Origin of the sequence: Planobispora longispora (assembly GCF_016863135.1) — a bacterium.
Taxonomy (GTDB): domain Bacteria; phylum Actinomycetota; class Actinomycetes; order Streptosporangiales; family Streptosporangiaceae; genus Planobispora; species Planobispora longispora.
The window spans coordinates 66,247-82,314 of sequence record NZ_BOOH01000021.1 but is presented as its reverse complement, the minus strand read 5'-3'; the positions used below and the strand labels follow the sequence as shown (position 1 = coordinate 82,314).

The 16,068-nt window shown below is 72.9% G+C and carries 18 protein-coding genes; 10 read left to right on the top strand and 8 right to left on the bottom strand.

Features of this window, described 5'->3' with window-relative positions; genetic code table 11:
• Positions 1-120 precede the first annotated feature (120 nt).
• Together Plo01_RS40960 and Plo01_RS14435 are read right to left on the bottom strand one after the other, a co-directional pair.
• A complete protein-coding gene (locus tag Plo01_RS40960; RefSeq protein ID WP_275415388.1) occupies positions 121-246 on the bottom strand; it encodes a hypothetical protein in 126 nt (41 codons plus the stop codon).
• A gap of 9 nt (positions 247-255) precedes the next feature.
• The gene (locus Plo01_RS14435; protein ID WP_203891080.1) at positions 256-582 is read right to left on the bottom strand and encodes a PadR family transcriptional regulator; all 327 of its coding nucleotides are present in this window, start codon (positions 580-582) and stop codon (positions 256-258) included.
• Between the two features lie 128 nt (positions 583-710).
• Between Plo01_RS14435 and Plo01_RS14430 the strand changes: the two genes are divergently transcribed.
• Positions 711-956, top strand: coding sequence for a hypothetical protein (locus tag Plo01_RS14430; RefSeq protein ID WP_203891079.1), 246 nt, complete (start codon positions 711-713; stop codon positions 954-956).
• On the opposite strand, the gene Plo01_RS14425 is transcribed toward Plo01_RS14430, so the two are convergent.
• A complete protein-coding gene (locus tag Plo01_RS14425; RefSeq protein WP_203891078.1) occupies positions 925-2,559 on the bottom strand; it encodes an FAD-dependent monooxygenase in 1,635 nt (544 codons plus the stop codon). The two genes, Plo01_RS14430 and Plo01_RS14425, sit on opposite strands and share 32 nt — an antisense overlap.
• 415 nt (positions 2,560-2,974) lie before the next feature.
• On the opposite strand from Plo01_RS14425, the gene Plo01_RS14420 reads away from it, so the two are divergent.
• Together Plo01_RS14420 and Plo01_RS14415 are read left to right on the top strand one after the other, a co-directional pair.
• Positions 2,975-3,544: an RNA polymerase sigma factor gene (locus Plo01_RS14420; protein WP_203891077.1), complete on the top strand. Its 570-nt coding sequence runs from the start codon at positions 2,975-2,977 to the stop codon at positions 3,542-3,544.
• Positions 3,545-3,546: 2 nt separating this feature from the next.
• A complete protein-coding gene (locus tag Plo01_RS14415; protein WP_203891076.1) occupies positions 3,547-4,164 on the top strand; it encodes a hypothetical protein in 618 nt (205 codons plus the stop codon).
• Positions 4,165-4,174: 10 nt separating this feature from the next.
• Here the strand turns inward: Plo01_RS14415 and Plo01_RS14410 are convergent, their stop codons facing one another.
• Positions 4,175-5,371 (bottom strand): XdhC family protein, encoded by a 1,197-nt coding sequence (locus Plo01_RS14410; protein WP_203891075.1) that lies wholly within the window; start codon positions 5,369-5,371, stop codon positions 4,175-4,177.
• 195 nt (positions 5,372-5,566) lie between these two features.
• Between Plo01_RS14410 and Plo01_RS40955 the strand changes: the two genes are divergently transcribed.
• The 3 genes from Plo01_RS40955 (at position 5,567) to Plo01_RS14395 (ending at position 8,271) form a co-directional block, all read left to right on the top strand.
• On the top strand, positions 5,567-6,070 hold the full coding sequence (locus tag Plo01_RS40955; RefSeq protein ID WP_275415387.1) for a hypothetical protein: 504 nt from the start codon (positions 5,567-5,569) through the stop codon (positions 6,068-6,070).
• Positions 6,071-6,356: 286 nt separating this feature from the next.
• Positions 6,357-7,277: a hypothetical protein gene (locus Plo01_RS14400; protein WP_203891073.1), complete on the top strand. Its 921-nt coding sequence runs from the start codon at positions 6,357-6,359 to the stop codon at positions 7,275-7,277.
• Positions 7,278-7,722: 445 nt separating this feature from the next.
• Positions 7,723-8,271 (top strand): thermonuclease family protein, encoded by a 549-nt coding sequence (locus tag Plo01_RS14395; protein ID WP_203891072.1) that lies wholly within the window; start codon positions 7,723-7,725, stop codon positions 8,269-8,271.
• Here the strand turns inward: Plo01_RS14395 and Plo01_RS14390 are convergent.
• From Plo01_RS14390 to Plo01_RS14380, 3 genes are all read right to left on the bottom strand, one after another.
• Entirely contained in the window at positions 8,196-8,867 is a 672-nt protein-coding gene (locus tag Plo01_RS14390; protein WP_239316316.1) for a flavin reductase family protein, read from the bottom strand. The genes Plo01_RS14395 and Plo01_RS14390 overlap by 76 nt on opposite strands.
• 30 nt (positions 8,868-8,897) lie before the next feature.
• Positions 8,898-10,121: a styrene monooxygenase/indole monooxygenase family protein gene (locus Plo01_RS14385; protein WP_203891071.1), complete on the bottom strand. Its 1,224-nt coding sequence runs from the start codon at positions 10,119-10,121 to the stop codon at positions 8,898-8,900.
• Between the two features lie 206 nt (positions 10,122-10,327).
• Positions 10,328-11,317 carry an AraC family transcriptional regulator gene (locus Plo01_RS14380; protein WP_203891070.1) on the bottom strand — a complete coding sequence of 330 codons (990 nt, stop codon included), beginning with the start codon at positions 11,315-11,317 and terminating at the stop codon, positions 10,328-10,330.
• Positions 11,318-11,509: 192 nt separating this feature from the next.
• Between Plo01_RS14380 and Plo01_RS14375 the strand changes: the two genes are divergently transcribed.
• Positions 11,510-12,025, top strand: coding sequence for a DinB family protein (locus tag Plo01_RS14375; protein ID WP_239316314.1), 516 nt, complete (start codon positions 11,510-11,512; stop codon positions 12,023-12,025).
• 69 nt (positions 12,026-12,094) lie between these two features.
• Entirely contained in the window at positions 12,095-12,961 is an 867-nt protein-coding gene (locus Plo01_RS14370) for a phosphotransferase family protein (protein ID WP_203891069.1), read from the top strand.
• A gap of 81 nt (positions 12,962-13,042) precedes the next feature.
• Here the strand turns inward: Plo01_RS14370 and Plo01_RS14365 are convergent, their stop codons facing one another.
• On the bottom strand, positions 13,043-13,411 hold the full coding sequence (locus tag Plo01_RS14365; RefSeq protein ID WP_203891068.1) for an MmcQ/YjbR family DNA-binding protein: 369 nt from the start codon (positions 13,409-13,411) through the stop codon (positions 13,043-13,045).
• A gap of 212 nt (positions 13,412-13,623) precedes the next feature.
• On the opposite strand from Plo01_RS14365, the gene Plo01_RS14360 reads away from it, so the two are divergent.
• Both Plo01_RS14360 and Plo01_RS14355 read left to right on the top strand, forming a co-directional pair.
• Complete coding sequence (locus Plo01_RS14360; protein ID WP_203891067.1) at positions 13,624-14,838, top strand: carboxylate-amine ligase; 1,215 nt, start codon at positions 13,624-13,626, stop codon at positions 14,836-14,838.
• 91 nt (positions 14,839-14,929) lie between these two features.
• The gene (locus tag Plo01_RS14355) at positions 14,930-16,057 is read left to right on the top strand and encodes a carboxylate-amine ligase (protein WP_203891066.1); all 1,128 of its coding nucleotides are present in this window, start codon (positions 14,930-14,932) and stop codon (positions 16,055-16,057) included.
• Positions 16,058-16,068: the final 11 nt, after the last annotated feature.

Here is a 16,068-nt window from a genome sequence, read left to right as displayed (position 1 = left end):
CCTCTCCCACGCTCGGCGCCCGCTCCGCCGTACTGCCTCGTCAGACCGGAGAACCGCTGTCACGCCCCGAGGACATCGATCCCCTCTGCCTCCGCGGGGGCTCGTGGCGTGGGCACGTGCTCAGGAGGTCCGGCGCGGGACGGCGCCGTCCCCAAGAATATCCGGCCTGGGCACGTAGGAGGAGCCGTCGGGGTGGAACTCGTGCTTGGCCCGGAGCCTGTGCCGGATCCGCGTGCGGTCGGCCATGACGGGTCATCACGCCTCCGATGCGGGCCGGAGGTTCAGGCGGCGCTGGGCGGTGGCGGCGAGCCGGGCCAGCCGGGCGGTCTCCTCGGCCAGCACCGCGCGGCCGTGGCCGGTCAGGTCGTAGTAGCGCCGGTGGCGCCCGGCCACGACCTCCTCCTTGACCACGGCCATCAGGCCGTCGCCGGAGAGCCGGTCGAGCGCCCCGTACAGCGTGCCCGCGCCGAGCCGTACCCGCTCCTCCGAGAGCTCCCGGACGGCCTTGATCACGCCGTATCCGTGGAGCGGGCCCTCGGACAGGGCCAGCAGGATCAGATAGCTCTGCTCGCGTAGCGCCATATCCGATATATAACGCCAGACGTACTATCAGGCAATGCCCAGAGCAAGGAATCCCACAAATCACCCCCGCGCGGACGGGAGCCCAGCACAATGACTCGCAACCGCCCCAGCCGTCCCAGGAGGAACCCATGACCGCCCCGCATGAGAGAGACAACCTCGACCTCGCCGCGACCGCCCAGGAGATCGCCGACGGCGCCCGGGCCGGATCACTCGACCACGCCGCCGCCGCGTCGGTGGCCATCACCTGCGCCACCACCCGGGATCTCTCTCATGCCAGGACCGTGCTCGCCGGCGTCACCCCCGACGAGGTACGGCGGGCGGCACTGGAGCTCTTCGAACGGCTCAGCGCGCCGGACGGGCGAGCACGCGGGTGAGGACGCCTTCGAGCACGCCCTCCGGGTCCCCGGCCGTCTCGCGCGACCGCCAGGCGACGTAGCCGTCCGGGCGCACCAGCACCGCGCCGTCCGCGCGCACGCCGTACCGGCGCTCCCAGGCTCCGGCCGGATCGGTCAGGTCGCGGCCGATCCGGTACGCCGTGAGCCGGACGCCCAGCCGGTCCGCCGCCGAGACGGCGGCGCGCGCCCACTCCCCTCCGCCCGCCCCCGCGAGCAGGACGAACCCGGAGCCGAACAGGTCGTGGGCGGAGATCGTGCCGCCCTCCCGTTCCAGCACGACGTGCGGGGCGCGGCTGCCAGGCCGCCCGGTCGGCTCGCGCGGGTCCTCCAGGAGGGAGCCGTCGTCGCCCGGCTCGCCGACGACGATCGGTGAGTGGTAGCGGTAGCCGATGATCGCGGCGAACGGGTCGGCGAGCGGCTCCGGATAGTCGACGCGCATCGCCGGGGGCATCCGGACGCCGAGGTTGGCGAGCTGGGCGTCGGCGGTGAGCGTTCCGATCGGGCGTCGCTCGGCGTCGTAGGCGTCCAGCAGCCCCTCCCCGGCCTGGCCCGAGAGCACCAGCCAGAGCCGCCAGGCCAGGTCGCAGCCGTCCTGCAGCGCGGTGCTGCCGCCCTGCCCGCCGGTCGGCGGCATCGTGTGCGCCGCGTCGCCGGCGAGGAAGACCCGGCCCTGGCGGTAGCGTCCGGCCAGGACGTGGGCCATGGCGAAGCTCGTCCGGTCGAGGAGCTTCACCTCCAGGCCGGGGCGGCCGGTGGCGCGCCGTACCAGCTCGACGCAGCGCTCGTCGGTGAAGTCCGCCTCGCTCTCGCCGCGGGCGGGGTCGTAGTTGACGCCCAGCACGTGGGAGCCGGCCCCGGTCCCGGTGATGATGACGCCGCTGAACGTCTCGTTCTGCAGGTACCAGAGCGTCACCTCCCGATCGGGGGCCAGCCCGGTCAGGTCGGCGTCGAACATGATGGAGCAGAGCCGGCCCAGCTCTCCCCTGCCGGTCACCGGGATGCCGAGCCGCTCGCGCACCGGGCTGCGGTGCCCGTCGGCGGCCACCAGGTAGTCGGCGCGCACGCGCGTCTCCGCGCCGGTCGCGCAGTCGCGCAGCAGCGCGGTGACGCCGGAGTCGTCCTGTTCCAGGGAGAGCAGCTCGGTGGAGAACCGGAGCTCGGCCCCGAGGTCTTCGGCGGCGGCCCGCAGCGCCCGTTCCACCTGCGACTGGGGCGCCCCGACCGTCGGGACCGGGGTGATCTCCGCCAGGAAGTCGTAGTCGCCCCCGTGGGTGCTGAAGATCACCTGAGGTTCGGGATCGCTCAGGTCGGCGGCGATGGCGATCCGCATGTCGCCGTCGCCGACGCCCTCCGCGATCTCGACCAGGGCGCGTTCGAGGCCGGGGACCGGGCGGAGCAGCTCCATCGCCCGCTGGTTGACCCCGAACGCCTTGGGCTGGACGGACGTCCCGGCGTGCCGCTCGACCAGCAGGACGGGGACACCGCGCCAGGCCAGCAGCGCCGCCGCGCTCAGCCCGGCGTAGCCGGCTCCGACGATGAGGACGGGCACCCGCTCGACGGGGTGTCCGGAGTTCGATTGCATGACGCCTCCACGTTCGATCGCACTCGATGCGTGGAGGCCGCGCCCGTTATGGTGGGTTGAGCCTTGTCACGAGGCCGGGTTTCGCCTCCACGCGAGACCTTCCGGTCCCGGCGCGGTGTTGCCGCACCCGCCGGGGCCGTTCTTCTTCTCCGGCCGGCTCCCGCCGGCCTCTCTTCGATCTCCTCCGATCTCCGACCGGTCTTCCCGTGCCGGTCCGACCGGGCTTCCCTCCTCCTCGCGGCTCGACCATCGTGAGATCTTCGAATATCCGATTCCGAGTATCCATCAAGACGCGATACATCTCAATGCCCTCTTCGCAAGATCCCGGACGAGGGGGCGGCGATCATCCGGTGAAGGATTCCGGCCCCGCGCGGTAAGTACAGGTGACCGCAGACGCCACGAAAGGCCGACATGCATGACAATCACCCGCGAGGTCATCGAGACCGATGACGCGACCCTCATCGGGAGATCGCTGAACGAGCCCGAGGTCTTCGCCGTTCTGTTCGACCGGCACGCGCCGCTCCTGCACCGCTACGTGACCAGGCGACTGGGTCCCAGCGAGGCGGAGGACGTCGTGGCCGACACCTTTCTGGCCGCCTTCCAGCACCGGAGCGATTACGACAGGGGCCGTTCCGACGCCCGCCCGTGGCTGTACGGCATCGCCTCCAACGTGATCGGCAAGCGGCGACGCGCCGAGACGAACCTCTACCGCGCCTACATCCGCAGCGGCGTGCACCCGGCGGAGATACCGGGTCTCCAGGTAGAGGACGGAGTCAACACCCTGGCCGTCAACCGGCCGCTGGCACGGGCCCTGCTGGCGCTCACCCCGGCCGATCGCGACGTGCTGCTGCTCGTCGCCTGGGCCGAACTGAGCTATCAGGAGGTCGCCGACGCGCTCTCCATCCCGCCGGGCACCGTCGCCTCCCGGCTCAACCGGGCCCGTCTCCAGATCCGCCACGCCCTGAACCGGGAAGAACAAGAATGACGATGAACTCATTGGAGACCATGTGGGCGGCCATCCCCCCGGCCTCCCCGGAGGAGCTCGCCGGGGCGCGCCGGCGCCTGCTCGACGGGATGCGCCCCCGGCGGCGCTTCGTGACCGTTCCCCGGCTGCTGGTCGCGGCCGGTGTCGCGGCCGCGGCCGCCGTCACGCCGCTGCTCATCGGGAACGGCGCCCCCGCCTACGCGGTGGCCGAGAGCTCGAACGGCACGCTCACGGTGACCGTCAACGAAATGCGCGACCCCGACGGGCTGGAAGCCAGGCTGGGGGCGGCCGGCGTCAAGGCCGACGTGACGTTCCTGCCCGCGGGCAAGGGCTGCGCGGTCCCGCGGTTCGCCGGCGTGGACGCGACCTACGGCGGGCCGCCCGCCGCGGGAGCGGGGGAACTGCGCGCGCTCGTGAACGAGGCGCGCTCGTCCAAGGCCACCCGGGTGACCTCCGCGCGGACGTTCCGGATCTTCCCGGAGCACATCAGGCCGGGCGAGACGCTGGTGCTGGAGTTCCGCGACAACGGGAACGCGCAGAAGCCCTGGCGTCTCGGCGGCTGGCTGGCCCGGGCGCACACCCCCGTGCAGCCCTGCACGCCCGTCGACGACCTCGGCTGAGGACCGCGGGTCACGGCGCGGCCGTCCCGTGGATCCGGCCCTCGGTCCGGCTCAGCGGCATCCCGGTCCCGCCCCAGCGGTTCTGGGTCAGCTCCGCCGCGATCGAGACCGCCGTCTCCTCCGGCGTGCGGGCGCCGATGTCCAGGCCGATCGGCGACCGCAGCCGCCCGAGTTCCTCCTCGGTCAGGCCCGCCTCGCGCAGCCGCTTCATCCGGTCGTCGTGGGTACGGCGGCTGCCCATCGCGCCCACGTAGCCCGCCGGGGTGCGCAGCGCCACCTCCAGCAGGGGGACGTCGAACTTGGGGTCGTGGGTGAGCACGCAAATCACCGTCCGCCCGTCGACCTCGGTCTCCCGGAGATACTGGTGCGGCCAGCGCACCAGCACCTCGTCGGCGTCCGGGAACCGCTTGCGGGTGGCGAACACGCCGCGGGCGTCGCAGACGGTGACGTGGTAGCCGAGGAACTTGCCGACGCGCGCCACGGCCGCGGCGAAGTCGATCGCCCCGAAGACCAGCATGCGGGGCGGCGGCGCGAACGATCGCACGAACACCGCGACCTCGTCCATGCGCCGCTCCCCGTGCCGCCCGTAGTGGCGTTCGCCGGTCACCCCCTGGGCGAGCATGCCGCGCGCGTCGTCGTCCACGGCCACGTCGAGGCCCTCGGCGCCGAGGGTGCCCGAGGCGCGGTCCGGCCAGATCACCCGCCGCGCGCCGGCCACGACCGACGCCGCGCCCGCGCCGGAGCCGCCCTCCGCACCCGGACCACCGTCCGGCCCGGGGCCGCCTCCCGCCCCCGGGCCGCCTGCCGCGCCGGGCACGGTGACGACGGTCGCGACGGCGACCGGGCGGCGACCGGCCACCGCCGCCGCCACCTCGGCCAGTTCGGGGAAGGTCCGGCGGTCCACCGGCTCGACGAAGACGTGCAGGATGCCGCCGCAGGTGAGACCGACGGCGAAGGCGTCGTCGTCGCTGACGCCGTACTTCTCCAGGACGGGCAGCCCCGACTCCATCACCTGCCGGGCCGTCTCGTACACGGCGCCCTCCACGCAGCCCCCGGAGACGCTGCCGACGACCTCCCCGTCCGCGGACACCGCCATCGACGCGCCCGGCTCGCGGGGCGCGCTCCTGAACGTGCTCACCACCGTGGCCAGTCCGAACGTCCGGCCCGCCGAGTACCACTCCAGGATCGCGTCCAGGACATCCCGCACCGCCGGCTCCCCTCACGGGTCAGTGGACCACCTCAATCTGGACACTTCCCCGGGAACCTTCCGGCCGTCAAGACGCGGAGCCCAACCAGCAAAAGGACCATCTGCGTAATCCGGCACAGACCTCTCCCCGGGACAGCCGCTTCCCTGGAGCGGTCCACAGCTCAGAGAGCAGATAAGGGTTTTGTCATGTCGCGTATGCGTCGCACCATCACCGCGCTGGCACTGGCCGCGGCCGGCCTGTCCACCGCCGCCGCCGTCGCCTCCCCCGCCCACGCCGCGGAGACGGCCACCGCCACGGTGGGGTCGTTCGGGAACATGTCCGTCGTCGGGACGTTCGTCGACGACACCATCACCCTCACCCCGAGCAGCGGAAAGATCATCGTGACCTCCGACACGGGGGTGACCGCGGGCGCCAACTGCTCCCAGGACGGCCCGAAGACGGTGTCCTGTTTCGGCGTCAAGACCATCATGGTCAACGCCCGGCCCGGCGCCGACACGGTGAGCAACAACACCGCGCTGTTCACCGAGGTGTTCGGCTCAGCCGGTGCCGACACCCTGAACGGCGGTTCCGGCCGCGACATCCTGGTCGGCGGGAGCGGCAACGACAAGCTGACCGGCAACGGCGGCAACGACACCACCGACGGCGGACCCGACAAGGACACCTGTGCGGGCGAGTCCGAGGTCAACTGCGAGCTCTAGGAGGACCGTGCGCCGCGGTCCTCCCGCGGCGCACGACGGCTCGCCCCGGCCCGGAGGGAGGCGGAGCCGGTGACGTGTGGCGTCACGTCACCGGCCCCGCCCCCTCCGGGCCGGAACTTTATCTCCGCTTTATCCGTCCTGTGGGGAGACGGAGGGTTCCGCGCACAGAAAGGGCACGGACGCTGACCGACAGGCCATCGACTCTCCCCGGGGGCGGCTGCGAGTTCCGGGTGATCGGCGACCACCTCGTCGCCGAGACCCCGCCTCCAGGCCCTGCCCGGCGACCATGCTCTCCTGGGACGGCTACACGCTCGTGGCGGCCGATCCGGCGGCCGGCGGCCCGGCACGGCTCAGGCCCGCGGCCCTCTATCACTACCGGTACGCCCAGGAGGTCGGCGATTCCGACGAGACGGAGAAGAAGACGAAGACCGTCCACGGGCTCGCGGCGCTCGACCGTGACGGCCTGGTGCTCGCCGTCTTCCCGGGGAGATGGCGGGCCCGAGATGTGACCGGCTTCGCCGAGACCCGGGGCGTGCCCGTCGTGAACGCCCTGGACGACGCGCCCGCGCGGGTGCGCGCGACCCTCGCCGGGCGCGCCCCGGACTGGGGGCGGTTCACCGGGCTGCCCGCGGCCCGCCTGGCCCGCTGGAAGCGGATCGCGGCCGTCGGCGCGGGTGTCGCGGGCCTGCTGGTGATGGCCTACGTCGCCACGACGGCCGGCTGGATCGCCTGGCGGGGGCTGGGCATGCTGGGGAACCTGCTGCTGGACCTCCTGGACGCCAAGTGGCTGGCGATCTTCTTCGCTCCCCTGGTCGTCGTTCTGGCCCCGCTGCGCCGGAGAATGCACACCGGGCAGGTCAGGCGCGGCGTCACCGTCGGCTTCCCGGACGGTCCCCGGCTGCGGATCCCACGGGGGAAGCGGAGGAAACTGCGCGTCACACCCGGTCGCGGGGCGGCCCGCACCGACCTCGACCTCGGGCCGGGGCCGGATTCCGCGACGAGCCTGACGCTCTACCGCCACGAGGGGCTGCGCGGCCTCTTCGTGCTCGACGGGCACGGCTGCCCGCTGTACCACCTGCCCGGTCCCTGGAACCCGGAGGACGCGCACCGCTTCGCCGTACGGAACGGCCTGGGATTCGAGGTCCGCGCGCTGAACCGGGCGGAGTATCTCGATCTCGCCACCCAGGCGTGGGACGCCCTCCCCTGACCGCGAGCGCAGGACGACCACGAGCGCAGGACGACCGCGAACACAGGCGGTCGCGAGCACGGGGCGGCTCCGCGCCGCTCCGGGCCGGGATGGGCCGCCCTTTTGCATCCGCCCCTATATCCCCATTTCCCGGGATTTCCTAGCGGAAAGAATTACAAAGCACTCCGACAGAATTATCCAGGAGCGTCGACCCGAAATACCCACATATCCTTAAATTAGCTGGATAAATCACCTCGGGTTATGGTGGATGATTAACCTTCCGAGAATCGCGGGTACGAACCTCTTGTGCAGCGGTGGGGCGATACAGCCGCTCACAGCCGGGATGAGACTTCCCGTTACGTTCGGACGACCAGGGGGAAGAACGTCGTGTTCTCCCAGGCCGGGCGTTCACCCGGACTCCTCCCCCGGCACGTCCGCTCTCCCGCCCGCGAGCGAAAGGTTCTCTGTGAGAGGTACTCTCCGCGCGTTCCTGCTGTCCGGCACCGCCCTCGCCACCGGCGTCGTCCTCACCGCCCTCCCCGCGCCCGCCGCGGCCGCCCCGCCGGGCGTGCCGAAGGGCGCGAGGAAGGCGATCGTCCTGCGGATCGTGGACGGCGACACCATCATCGCCCGGCTGACCAGGGGCGGCCCCGGCGTCCGCGTCCGCTTCCTGGGGTTCGACACCCCCGAGGCCGGCCGATGCTGGTACAGGTCCTCCACCGAGCGCGCCGCCAAGCTGATGCCCGTCGGAAAACGGATCTACCTGCTGCGGGACAAGGACTTCAAGGACCACTACGGGCGCCGCCTCTTCTACGCGTGGAACTACAACGGCGTCTCCGTCGGCCGCAACATGATCCGTCACGGATACGCCAGGGCCCTGCTCTACCGGTCCAACGACCGCTACATCCGGGCGATGCGGCTCCAGCAGGCCAGGGCGCGTCAGGATCGGCTGCGGATCTGGTCGGGCCGGTGCGACCGGTCCGCGAACACGGTGGAGCCGGACTCCTCCCGGTGACCGGCCCTCCCCGGAGCCCGCACGGCTCTCGGAACCCTCGGGCTCCCGGACGTCCTCGGAGTTCCGGGAGTCCTCTGGGATCCCGGAGCCACCGGAGCCGCCGGAGTCGGCGGAATTCCCGGATTCTCCGGAAGAGCGGAGAACATCCCGTAGCCCCCCGAGTGGAAGACCAGCGGATCGCCCTCCGAGCGGTGGAAGTGCTCCACCTCTCCGACGAAGATGATGTGGTCCCCGCCGTCGTGGGCGGTCACCGTACGGCAGGCGAAACTGGCCAGGGCTCCGGCCAGCGCCGGAAGACCGCCGGGCAGCGGACGGGTCTCCACCCCGGCGAACTTGTCCGGTGACGGCGCGGCGAACCGCCGCGACAGGTGGTCCTGGCCCGCGGCCAGGACGTTGACCGCGAACCGCCCGGCCTCCAGGAAGACCGGCGCGCTGGGGGCCCGCCGGGACAGGCACCACAGGACCAGCGGCGGGTCGAGGGAGACGGAGGTGAAGGAGTTGACGGTGACTCCGGCCCGGTCCCCGTCCGGGGTCGCGGTGGTGACCACGGCGACCCCCGTCGCGAACTGCCCGAAGGCGTCACGGAGAGAGCGCACGATGCCTCCTCGGTTTCCCGGTGCGCGTTCTCAGGAACCGGTCCGCGCGAGGTAGTCGCGCGCGCCGGCGGGGTCCATGAACCAGCCGGCGTAGTCCGACGGGTCGTCGAAGCCGTTGACGAACCTGGAGGCCACCTCGGGCGACCGGCCCGCGGCCTGCAGGATCTCCAGCACGTGCGGGGGCGGCGGCGCCAGGAGCGCGTTCGTCCAGGCGGTGACGTGCCGGGCGTCCCGCCAGTAGCGCTCGAACGCCCGCTCCATCCAGGCCGCGTCGAACGGCCGCGCGCCGTGCTCCAGGATGGCGTCGAGGTAGGCGGTGGCGCACTTCGCGGCGTTGTTCGCCCCCTGGCCGGTGATCGGGTCGTTGAGCACCACGACGTCACCGGCCCCGAGGATCGCGGCCCCGGAGGGCAGGGTGGCGACCGGCCTGCGGACGACCGGGGCGAAGCGGCCGGACAGGACGCCGCCCCCGTCGGTGAGCTCGACGCCGCCGCAGCGCTCGGCCTCCCACGGCAGGAAGGTCTCCAGGATCCACCGGCTCCTGGCCAGGTGCTCGGCGGGGGTGCGCACGTCGGCCCAGCAGTCCATCGGCCCGCCGGGCAGCCCCTCGAACACCATGATCTCGCAGGGGCCGCCGACGGTGAGCGCGGGGAAGACGAAGTACTCGCCGACCCCGGGGATCAGGTTGAAGCACACCGCGGAGTGCTCCGGGCGCGGGGTGAGACCGGTGACGTAGGTCAGGGCCAGCGCCCGCTGGGGGGTGTCGTACGGCGAGCGCGCGGCGTCCCGCCCGAACAGCGAGGCGATCGGCCCCTTGCCCGCGGCCACCACGACCAGATCGTGCTGGGCGGCGTAGGTCTCCAGATCCTCCACCGTCGCGTCCTGGATGACGATCTTCCCGCCGAGCCGTTCCACCTCGCCCATCCAGGCGGGCATCTTCAGCCGCTGGTCCACCGAGCGGGCGGGCGTGTCGAGCCGGGCCGCCCAGTGGATCGCCCGGTCCCCGCCGGGTCCGGGCACGGTGAGCTCGATCCCGTCGATCGGCGGGCAGGCGTCCGCCCACAGGTCCAGGCCGAGGGCGCGCTCGTGGCCGAGGGCCGTCCCGAACATGGCCTGGCTGGACATGACCCGGCCGCCGCGGATGTCGTCCGGGGTCCGGTTGGAGACGACGGTGACGTCGTATCCGTTCCGCAGCAGGCCGACCGCGAGGTGGAGGCCCGCCTGCCCGGCGCCGACGATGAGGATTCTGCGCATGACTGTGTTTCCCTTCCGGGGGTGTGATGAGTGGAGAGGTGATCGATCGGCGCCTGGAAAGAAGGTACGGCGGGCGCGGCCGTACGGGATATCCGCTCAGCGCGGGTTACGTCCGTCTGGCGCGGACTTTCCCGGCCCCGGCCCCGGGCGCGCCGCCCCCCGCGCCGCCCGCCGCGCCGACGCCCGCACCGCCCGCCGCGCCACCGTCAGTGCCCGCGCAGCGTCTGCGACGGCGTCCGCCCGTGCCGCGCGCGGTAGAGCGCGGCGAATCGCCCCTGGTGCGGGAAGCCCCACCGCATGGCCACGCCCGTCACGGTGCACCGGGCGGGGTCGCCCGCCAGCAGCTCCTGGTGGACCCGGTCCAGCCGCACGTCCCTGAGGTACCCCATGGGGGTGAGACCGAGATGGCGGCGGAACCCCTCCTGGAGCGAGCGTCCGCTGACCGCCACGGCGCGGGCGACGTCCTCGGTCGTCAGCGGCTCGTGGGCGTGGCCGTCGATGAACTCCATCGCCCGGCGCACCACCTTGGGCACGGCGGGCGGGCGGGGGGTGTTCAGCCGCGCCAGGTAGTTGGACGGCTGCATGGTGAGCAGGGAGGAGAGCAGCGCGTTCTCCAGGTGGGCGGCCGCCAGCGGCTGCGCGGCGAGCCCGTCGTCGTGCTCGGCCTCGCCGACGACCAGGTCGACCATCGCCCGCCAGGACCGCGCCCAGCCCGCGGTCAGGTCCAGGCCCAGGCCGAAGACGACCGGCCGGTCGAGCCGCTCCCCGAGCAGCTGCTCCAGGGCGCCCTCGACGGCGGCCCGCTCGAACTTCACGATCAGCTGGGGGCAGCCCGCCTCCCAGCGCATGTCGAGGTGTTCCGACGGCGACGGCAGGGAGGCCAGCAGGGGCGTCGAGACGATCTCCTGGCCTCCGCACCGGATCAGGCTGCGTCCGGCCAGCGGGATCTGCACGAGGAAGAACGACTCCAGTTCGCCCGGCTCGATGCGGACGTCCGCCCCGTAGTCCAGGTAGCTCAGCCGTACGGCGCCGAGGCCGGCGGAGTTGAACCGCGCGGCCAGCCGGGAGACGCCGCCGCCCGGCTCCAGCCGGTGCGGGCAGAACACCCGGGCCACGCGCTCGCGCGCCTCGTCCACGTCCCCGGTGGCGAAAAGCGTCCTGCTGCCGAGCGGAACCCGCTCCCCCACCTCGCCCATCGGCCTTCCCATCCCCGGATGCCCGTCTCCCGTGCCCGGCGCGCGCGATCACGGCCGGTTCACCGATGCTCACCGGACCGGGCCGGACCGACCACGTAAAAATGCGCACGGGAGGACGCGCGCGGGCGTCGGAAGGGCCGCCCCTCCGCGGCGGGCGTTGTCTCCGCCGGGGGAATTACCTAACGTGGCGCAATGGGCGCAACGATGAACGACCCCCTGCTCGCCGTGGCGGCGGCCTCCGTGGACGGGGAGCGCACAGTCCTGGAGACGTTCCTGAACTTCCACCGCGCGACGATCGTCCGCAAGGTCCGCGGGCTCTCCGAGGAGGACGCCCGCCTCAGGCGCGTGCCCTCCCTGACCACGCCGGCCGGACTGGTCAAGCACCTGACCGTCATGGAGCTGCGGTGGTTCCAGCGCGTCCTGGCCCGCCGCACGGAGGAGGAGCTCCCGCCCGAGGGCGAGGAGGGCTGGATCCTCGACGAGCACGACACCGTCGAGTCCCTGATCGCGGAGTACGAGCGGGTCTGCGCGCTGTCCAGGGAGACCGCCGCCGGCTTCGCCCTCGACCACACGGTGCCCCATCCCCGGCTGGTCCGGGTCTCGCTCCGCTGGATCTACGTGCACCTGATCGAGGAGACCGCCCGGCACGCCGGGCACGCCGACATCCTGCGCGAGCTGACCGACGGCTCGACCGGTGACGTCGGCTGAGCCCTCCGCGCACCGGCCGCCCTCCCGCGGTCTCCGCGAGCCGCTCGTCCGGCTCGCTAGGGTGGGGATGTGATCGACGCGATCGGAGCGCTGCTCGGCGACCGCCTGCCCGGCTACGAGGTCAGGTCCGTCACCCGGCTGGGCGAGGGGTGGGACAACGTCGCCTACGAGGTCAACGGCGAACTGATCGTCCGGCGGAGCAAGGAGCCGGACCCCTCCCTGCGGGGCGAGTCGGTGCGGCGCGAGGCGGACCTGCTCGCCGCCGTGGCCCGGCTGTCCCCCCTGCCGGTCCCGGAACCGCTCTTCGCCGACGCCGAGGCCGGCGTCATGGCCTACGCCAAGCTCCCCGGCGTGCCGATGAGCGAGCACCGGGTGGCCGATCCGGCCCGGCTGGCGCCCGTGCTCGGCGCGTTCCTCAGCAGCCTGCACCTGGCTCCCGTCGCGGAGATGGAGAAGGTGGCCGAGCGGGACTTCGAACCGCCGCAGGCGTGGCTGAGCGAGGCCGGGGAGGACTACCGGGAGATCGCGGAGCTGATGTCCGCGACGGCCCGCCGTGCCGTCGAGGGCTTCCTCGGCCGCACGCCCCCGGCGGCGGGACCGCGCGCCCTGGTGTTCTGCCACAACGACCTGGGCGACGAGCACGTGCTGGTGGACCCGGGAACGGACGCCGTCACCGGGATCATCGACTGGACCGACGCGGCGATCGCCGACCCCGCCTACGACCTCGCCCTCATCTACCGGGACCTCGGCCCGGAGGTCCTCGACCTGACGCTGGCCTCCTACGGGGGGCGCTGGGACGGGGCCGATCTCGAACGGGCCGTCTTCTACGCGCGCTGCACCCTGCTCCAGGACATCGCGTACGGCGTGCGCACCGGCGCCCGGCACTACACGGAGAGCGGGCTGGCGCACCTGGACAGGACCTTCGCCGACGCCTGACCCGGCGGCCCGCCGCATCCCGGCGACGCCCGCCCCCGGCCCGCCCGGTCCACCGTCACCGGCCCCGCCCCGTCGGGCCCGCTATCGCCCGGCCCCGCCCGCCACTCCCAGCTCGGCCTCGAAGGCGTCGACCATCTGCCTGGGGGCCGTCAGGCACCACGCCTCGGCGACCAGCTCGAACAGCTCATCTGAGTCGATCTTGTCCAGGTGCACCACGACCCAGCCGAACCGGCCCGTGGTGAACTGGACCTCGAACACCTCCGGCCGCTCCGCCACCAGCGCGATCTGCTCGTCGATCGTCGCCTTGAGCCCGACGGTCTCCGTGCGCTCCCACAGGTAGCCGAACCCCTTGCCGCGCACCTTCAGCGAGACCCATTCGCCGCCGTCGCTCTGCGCGACCTCGGGCAGCTTGTTCAACATCTGCAGGAACTCATCGACGCTCACACCCATGGGCCCACGTCTACCAGAGAGCCCCGACACTTTTCCCGCCGATCCCGCCGGCGGGAGGCCGCGGCGGGGGCGGGGGTTCACCCCTCCGCGCCGACGCAAGCGCCCGGCGGCCTACGGCACCGGCCGCGCATGTGTGAGACCTCCGCCACGGGGCAGCGAATCAGTGCAGCTCAGCGCGGCTGGGCGGACCGACCACGACCGGGGGGGCAGGGGTGACGCACAGGCGCTCGGTATCCCCGCGGCCGGAGGGCGACGCGCCTCCGGCTCTCGGCACCGGCCGGACCGTACCGGCCCCGTCCGTCGCGGAAGCACCGCAGGTAGGCGTGGAGGAGGAGTTCTTCCTCTTCGACCCCCGTACCGGCCGGACGGCCCCGCGCGCGGCCCGGATCATGGCCGAGGTGCGCCGTCCCGACCGGGTGCAGCGGGAGTTCGCGGCCTGCCAGATCGAGACCGCCTCCAGCCCGCACACCGATCTCGGCGCGCTCCGCCGGGAACTGGTCCGGCTCCGGTCGGAGCTGTCCGGCGCGGCGCGGCGGGAGGGCTGCCGACTGACCGCCTGCGGCTCGGCCCCCTTCGAGCACTCGGCCAGCGACGCGCCCGTCGCCGACGAGCCGCGCTACCGGCGGATAGCCCGCGTCTACGGCGCCATCGCCCGCGGGGAGAAGTGCTGCGGCTGCCACGTCCACGTCGAGGTGCCCGACCGTGAGGAGGCCGTGCAGGTCTGCAACCACCTGCGGCCCTGGTTCCCCACGTTGCTGGCGCTGACGGCCAACTCCCCCTTCACCGCCGGCCGCGACAGCGGATACGCCAGCTGGCGGGCGGTCGCCTGGGGACGCTGGCCCACCGTCGGCCCGCCGCCGCTGCTCGGCTCCGCCGCCGAGTACCGCGCCACCGTGGACGCGCTGATCCGCTCCGGCGTCATCCTGGACGAGGCGATGGTGTACTGGCTGGCGCGTCCCTCCCACCACCTGCCCACGGTCGAGGTGCGGGTCGCCGACGTGTGCGCCACCGCCGAGGAGGCCGTCGCCTACGCCGCGATCGTGCGGGCGCTGGTGGCGACCGTGCTGCGCGACATCCGCTCCGGGACGCCCCCGCCCCGCCCGCCGGAGGCGCTGCTGGAGGCGGCCTACTGGCGGGCGGCCCGTGACGGGCTGGAGGGAGAGGGCCTGGACCCGGTCACGGGGACGCCGGTGCCGGCCTGGCGCCTGGTCGACGGGCTCATGGCGCGCATCGGCCCGGCGCTGGCGGCCGCCGGGGACCTGCCGATGGTGACCGAGCGGCTTTTCCTGCTGCGCTGCCTGGGGTCGGGGGCGGCGCGCCAGCGCGCGGTGTACGACCAGCGGCGCAACCTGCACGACATGGTGGCGTGGATGGGGCGTCAGACCGCGCCCGGAGCCGTCACCGCCGTACCGCTTCTCGCCTCATGACGGGCTAATTACGTCATAGCAGTTCAGGAAGGTCTTTTTTGGGCAGATGACAAAAACTCTATTTAATCAGCGTATTTCTGGGGTGATGGGAATGGCGGGTCAGGCGAATCCGATCACAGTCGGCGTCGAAGAGGAATTCCACGTCGTGGACGTCCAGACCAGGCACCTCGTGCCCCGGTCCGGCCTCCTGCTGGAGCAGTTGCCCCAGGACCGGTTCTCCCCCGAATTGCAGCGTTCGGTGGTGGAGGCCAACAGCAGCCCTTTCACCCGTCTGGAGGACCTCGCCGGCGAGCTGACCGACCTGCGCCGCATGGCGATCCGGGCGGCGGACGGGCTGGGACTGGGAATCGTGGCCGCCGGGAGCGTGCCGCTCGTGGACCTGGAGGCGCTGAAGATCTCCCCGGACCCCCGCTACGAGCAGATGCTCGACGACTATCAGGCGCTCACCCGTGAGCAGCTCATCTGCGGGACCCAGGTGCACGCCGGGATCGGGGACCGGGAACTGGCCGTCGCCGTCGCCCACCGCCTCGCCCCCTGGGCTCCCGTGCTGCTCGCGCTGAGCACCAGCTCGCCGTACTGGCTGGGACAGGACACCGGGTACGCCGCCTACCGCCCCCTCGTCTGGCAGCGCTGGCCCACCGCCGGGCCCATGCCCGAGTACGCGTCGGCCGCGGAGTACGACGAGGCGATCGCCGAGCTCATCCGGTCGGGCACGATCACCGACCCCGGAATGATCTACTTCGACATCCGGCCCTCGGCGCACGTCCCCACCGTGGAGCTGCGGATATGCGACTCCTGCCCCCTGGTGAGCGACATCGTGCTGATCGCCGGGTTGTTCCGCGCGCTGGTGGCCCGCGAGCTGGAGGCGGTGCGGGAGGGGCGCCCCCACGACGTCCAGCCGGAGCTGGTGCGCGCCGCGACGTGGCGGGCGGCGCGCTCCGGCCTGGAGGACGAGCTCGTCGACCCGGACGGCGGCGATCCCCGGCCGGCCGCCGAGGTGATCGGGCGGATGGTGGACGGCCTCCGGCCGCAGCTGGAGAGCGCCGGCGACTGGGAGCTGGTCACGGCCCTGACCCGGGAGGCGCTGGCGCGCGGGAGCTCCTCCGCCCGGCAGCGGAAGGTCTTCGCCCGGGACGGCGGGGCGGCCGACGTCGTCGATCTCCTCCTGGCCGAGACACAGCGCGAGGACTGGGCGGGCGCCCCCGCCGGGGCGGCGTGAGGTCCGTCCCG

What these genes read in the sequence shown, in the direction of transcription:
- Plo01_RS40960 (WP_275415388.1), bottom strand. Translation starts at nt 246, where the DNA reads ATGGCCGACCGCACGCGGATCCGGCACAGGCTCCGGGCCAAGCACGAG.
- Plo01_RS14435 (WP_203891080.1), bottom strand. Translation starts at nt 582, where the DNA reads ATGGCGCTACGCGAGCAGAGCTATCTGATCCTGCTGGCCCTGTCCGAG.
- Plo01_RS14430 (WP_203891079.1), top strand. Translation starts at nt 711, where the DNA reads ATGACCGCCCCGCATGAGAGAGACAACCTCGACCTCGCCGCGACCGCC.
- Plo01_RS14425 (WP_203891078.1), bottom strand. Translation starts at nt 2,559, where the DNA reads ATGCAATCGAACTCCGGACACCCCGTCGAGCGGGTGCCCGTCCTCATC.
- Plo01_RS14420 (WP_203891077.1), top strand. Translation starts at nt 2,975, where the DNA reads ATGACAATCACCCGCGAGGTCATCGAGACCGATGACGCGACCCTCATC.
- Plo01_RS14415 (WP_203891076.1), top strand. Translation starts at nt 3,547, where the DNA reads ATGAACTCATTGGAGACCATGTGGGCGGCCATCCCCCCGGCCTCCCCG.
- Plo01_RS40955 (WP_275415387.1), top strand. Translation starts at nt 5,567, where the DNA reads ATGCGTCGCACCATCACCGCGCTGGCACTGGCCGCGGCCGGCCTGTCC.
- Plo01_RS14400 (WP_203891073.1), top strand. Translation starts at nt 6,357, where the DNA reads ATGCTCTCCTGGGACGGCTACACGCTCGTGGCGGCCGATCCGGCGGCC.
- Plo01_RS14385 (WP_203891071.1), bottom strand. Translation starts at nt 10,121, where the DNA reads ATGCGCAGAATCCTCATCGTCGGCGCCGGGCAGGCGGGCCTCCACCTC.
- Plo01_RS14380 (WP_203891070.1), bottom strand. Translation starts at nt 11,317, where the DNA reads ATGGGCGAGGTGGGGGAGCGGGTTCCGCTCGGCAGCAGGACGCTTTTC.
- Plo01_RS14375 (WP_239316314.1), top strand. Translation starts at nt 11,510, where the DNA reads ATGGGCGCAACGATGAACGACCCCCTGCTCGCCGTGGCGGCGGCCTCC.
- Plo01_RS14365 (WP_203891068.1), bottom strand. Translation starts at nt 13,411, where the DNA reads ATGGGTGTGAGCGTCGATGAGTTCCTGCAGATGTTGAACAAGCTGCCC.
- Plo01_RS14355 (WP_203891066.1), top strand. Translation starts at nt 14,930, where the DNA reads ATGGCGGGTCAGGCGAATCCGATCACAGTCGGCGTCGAAGAGGAATTC.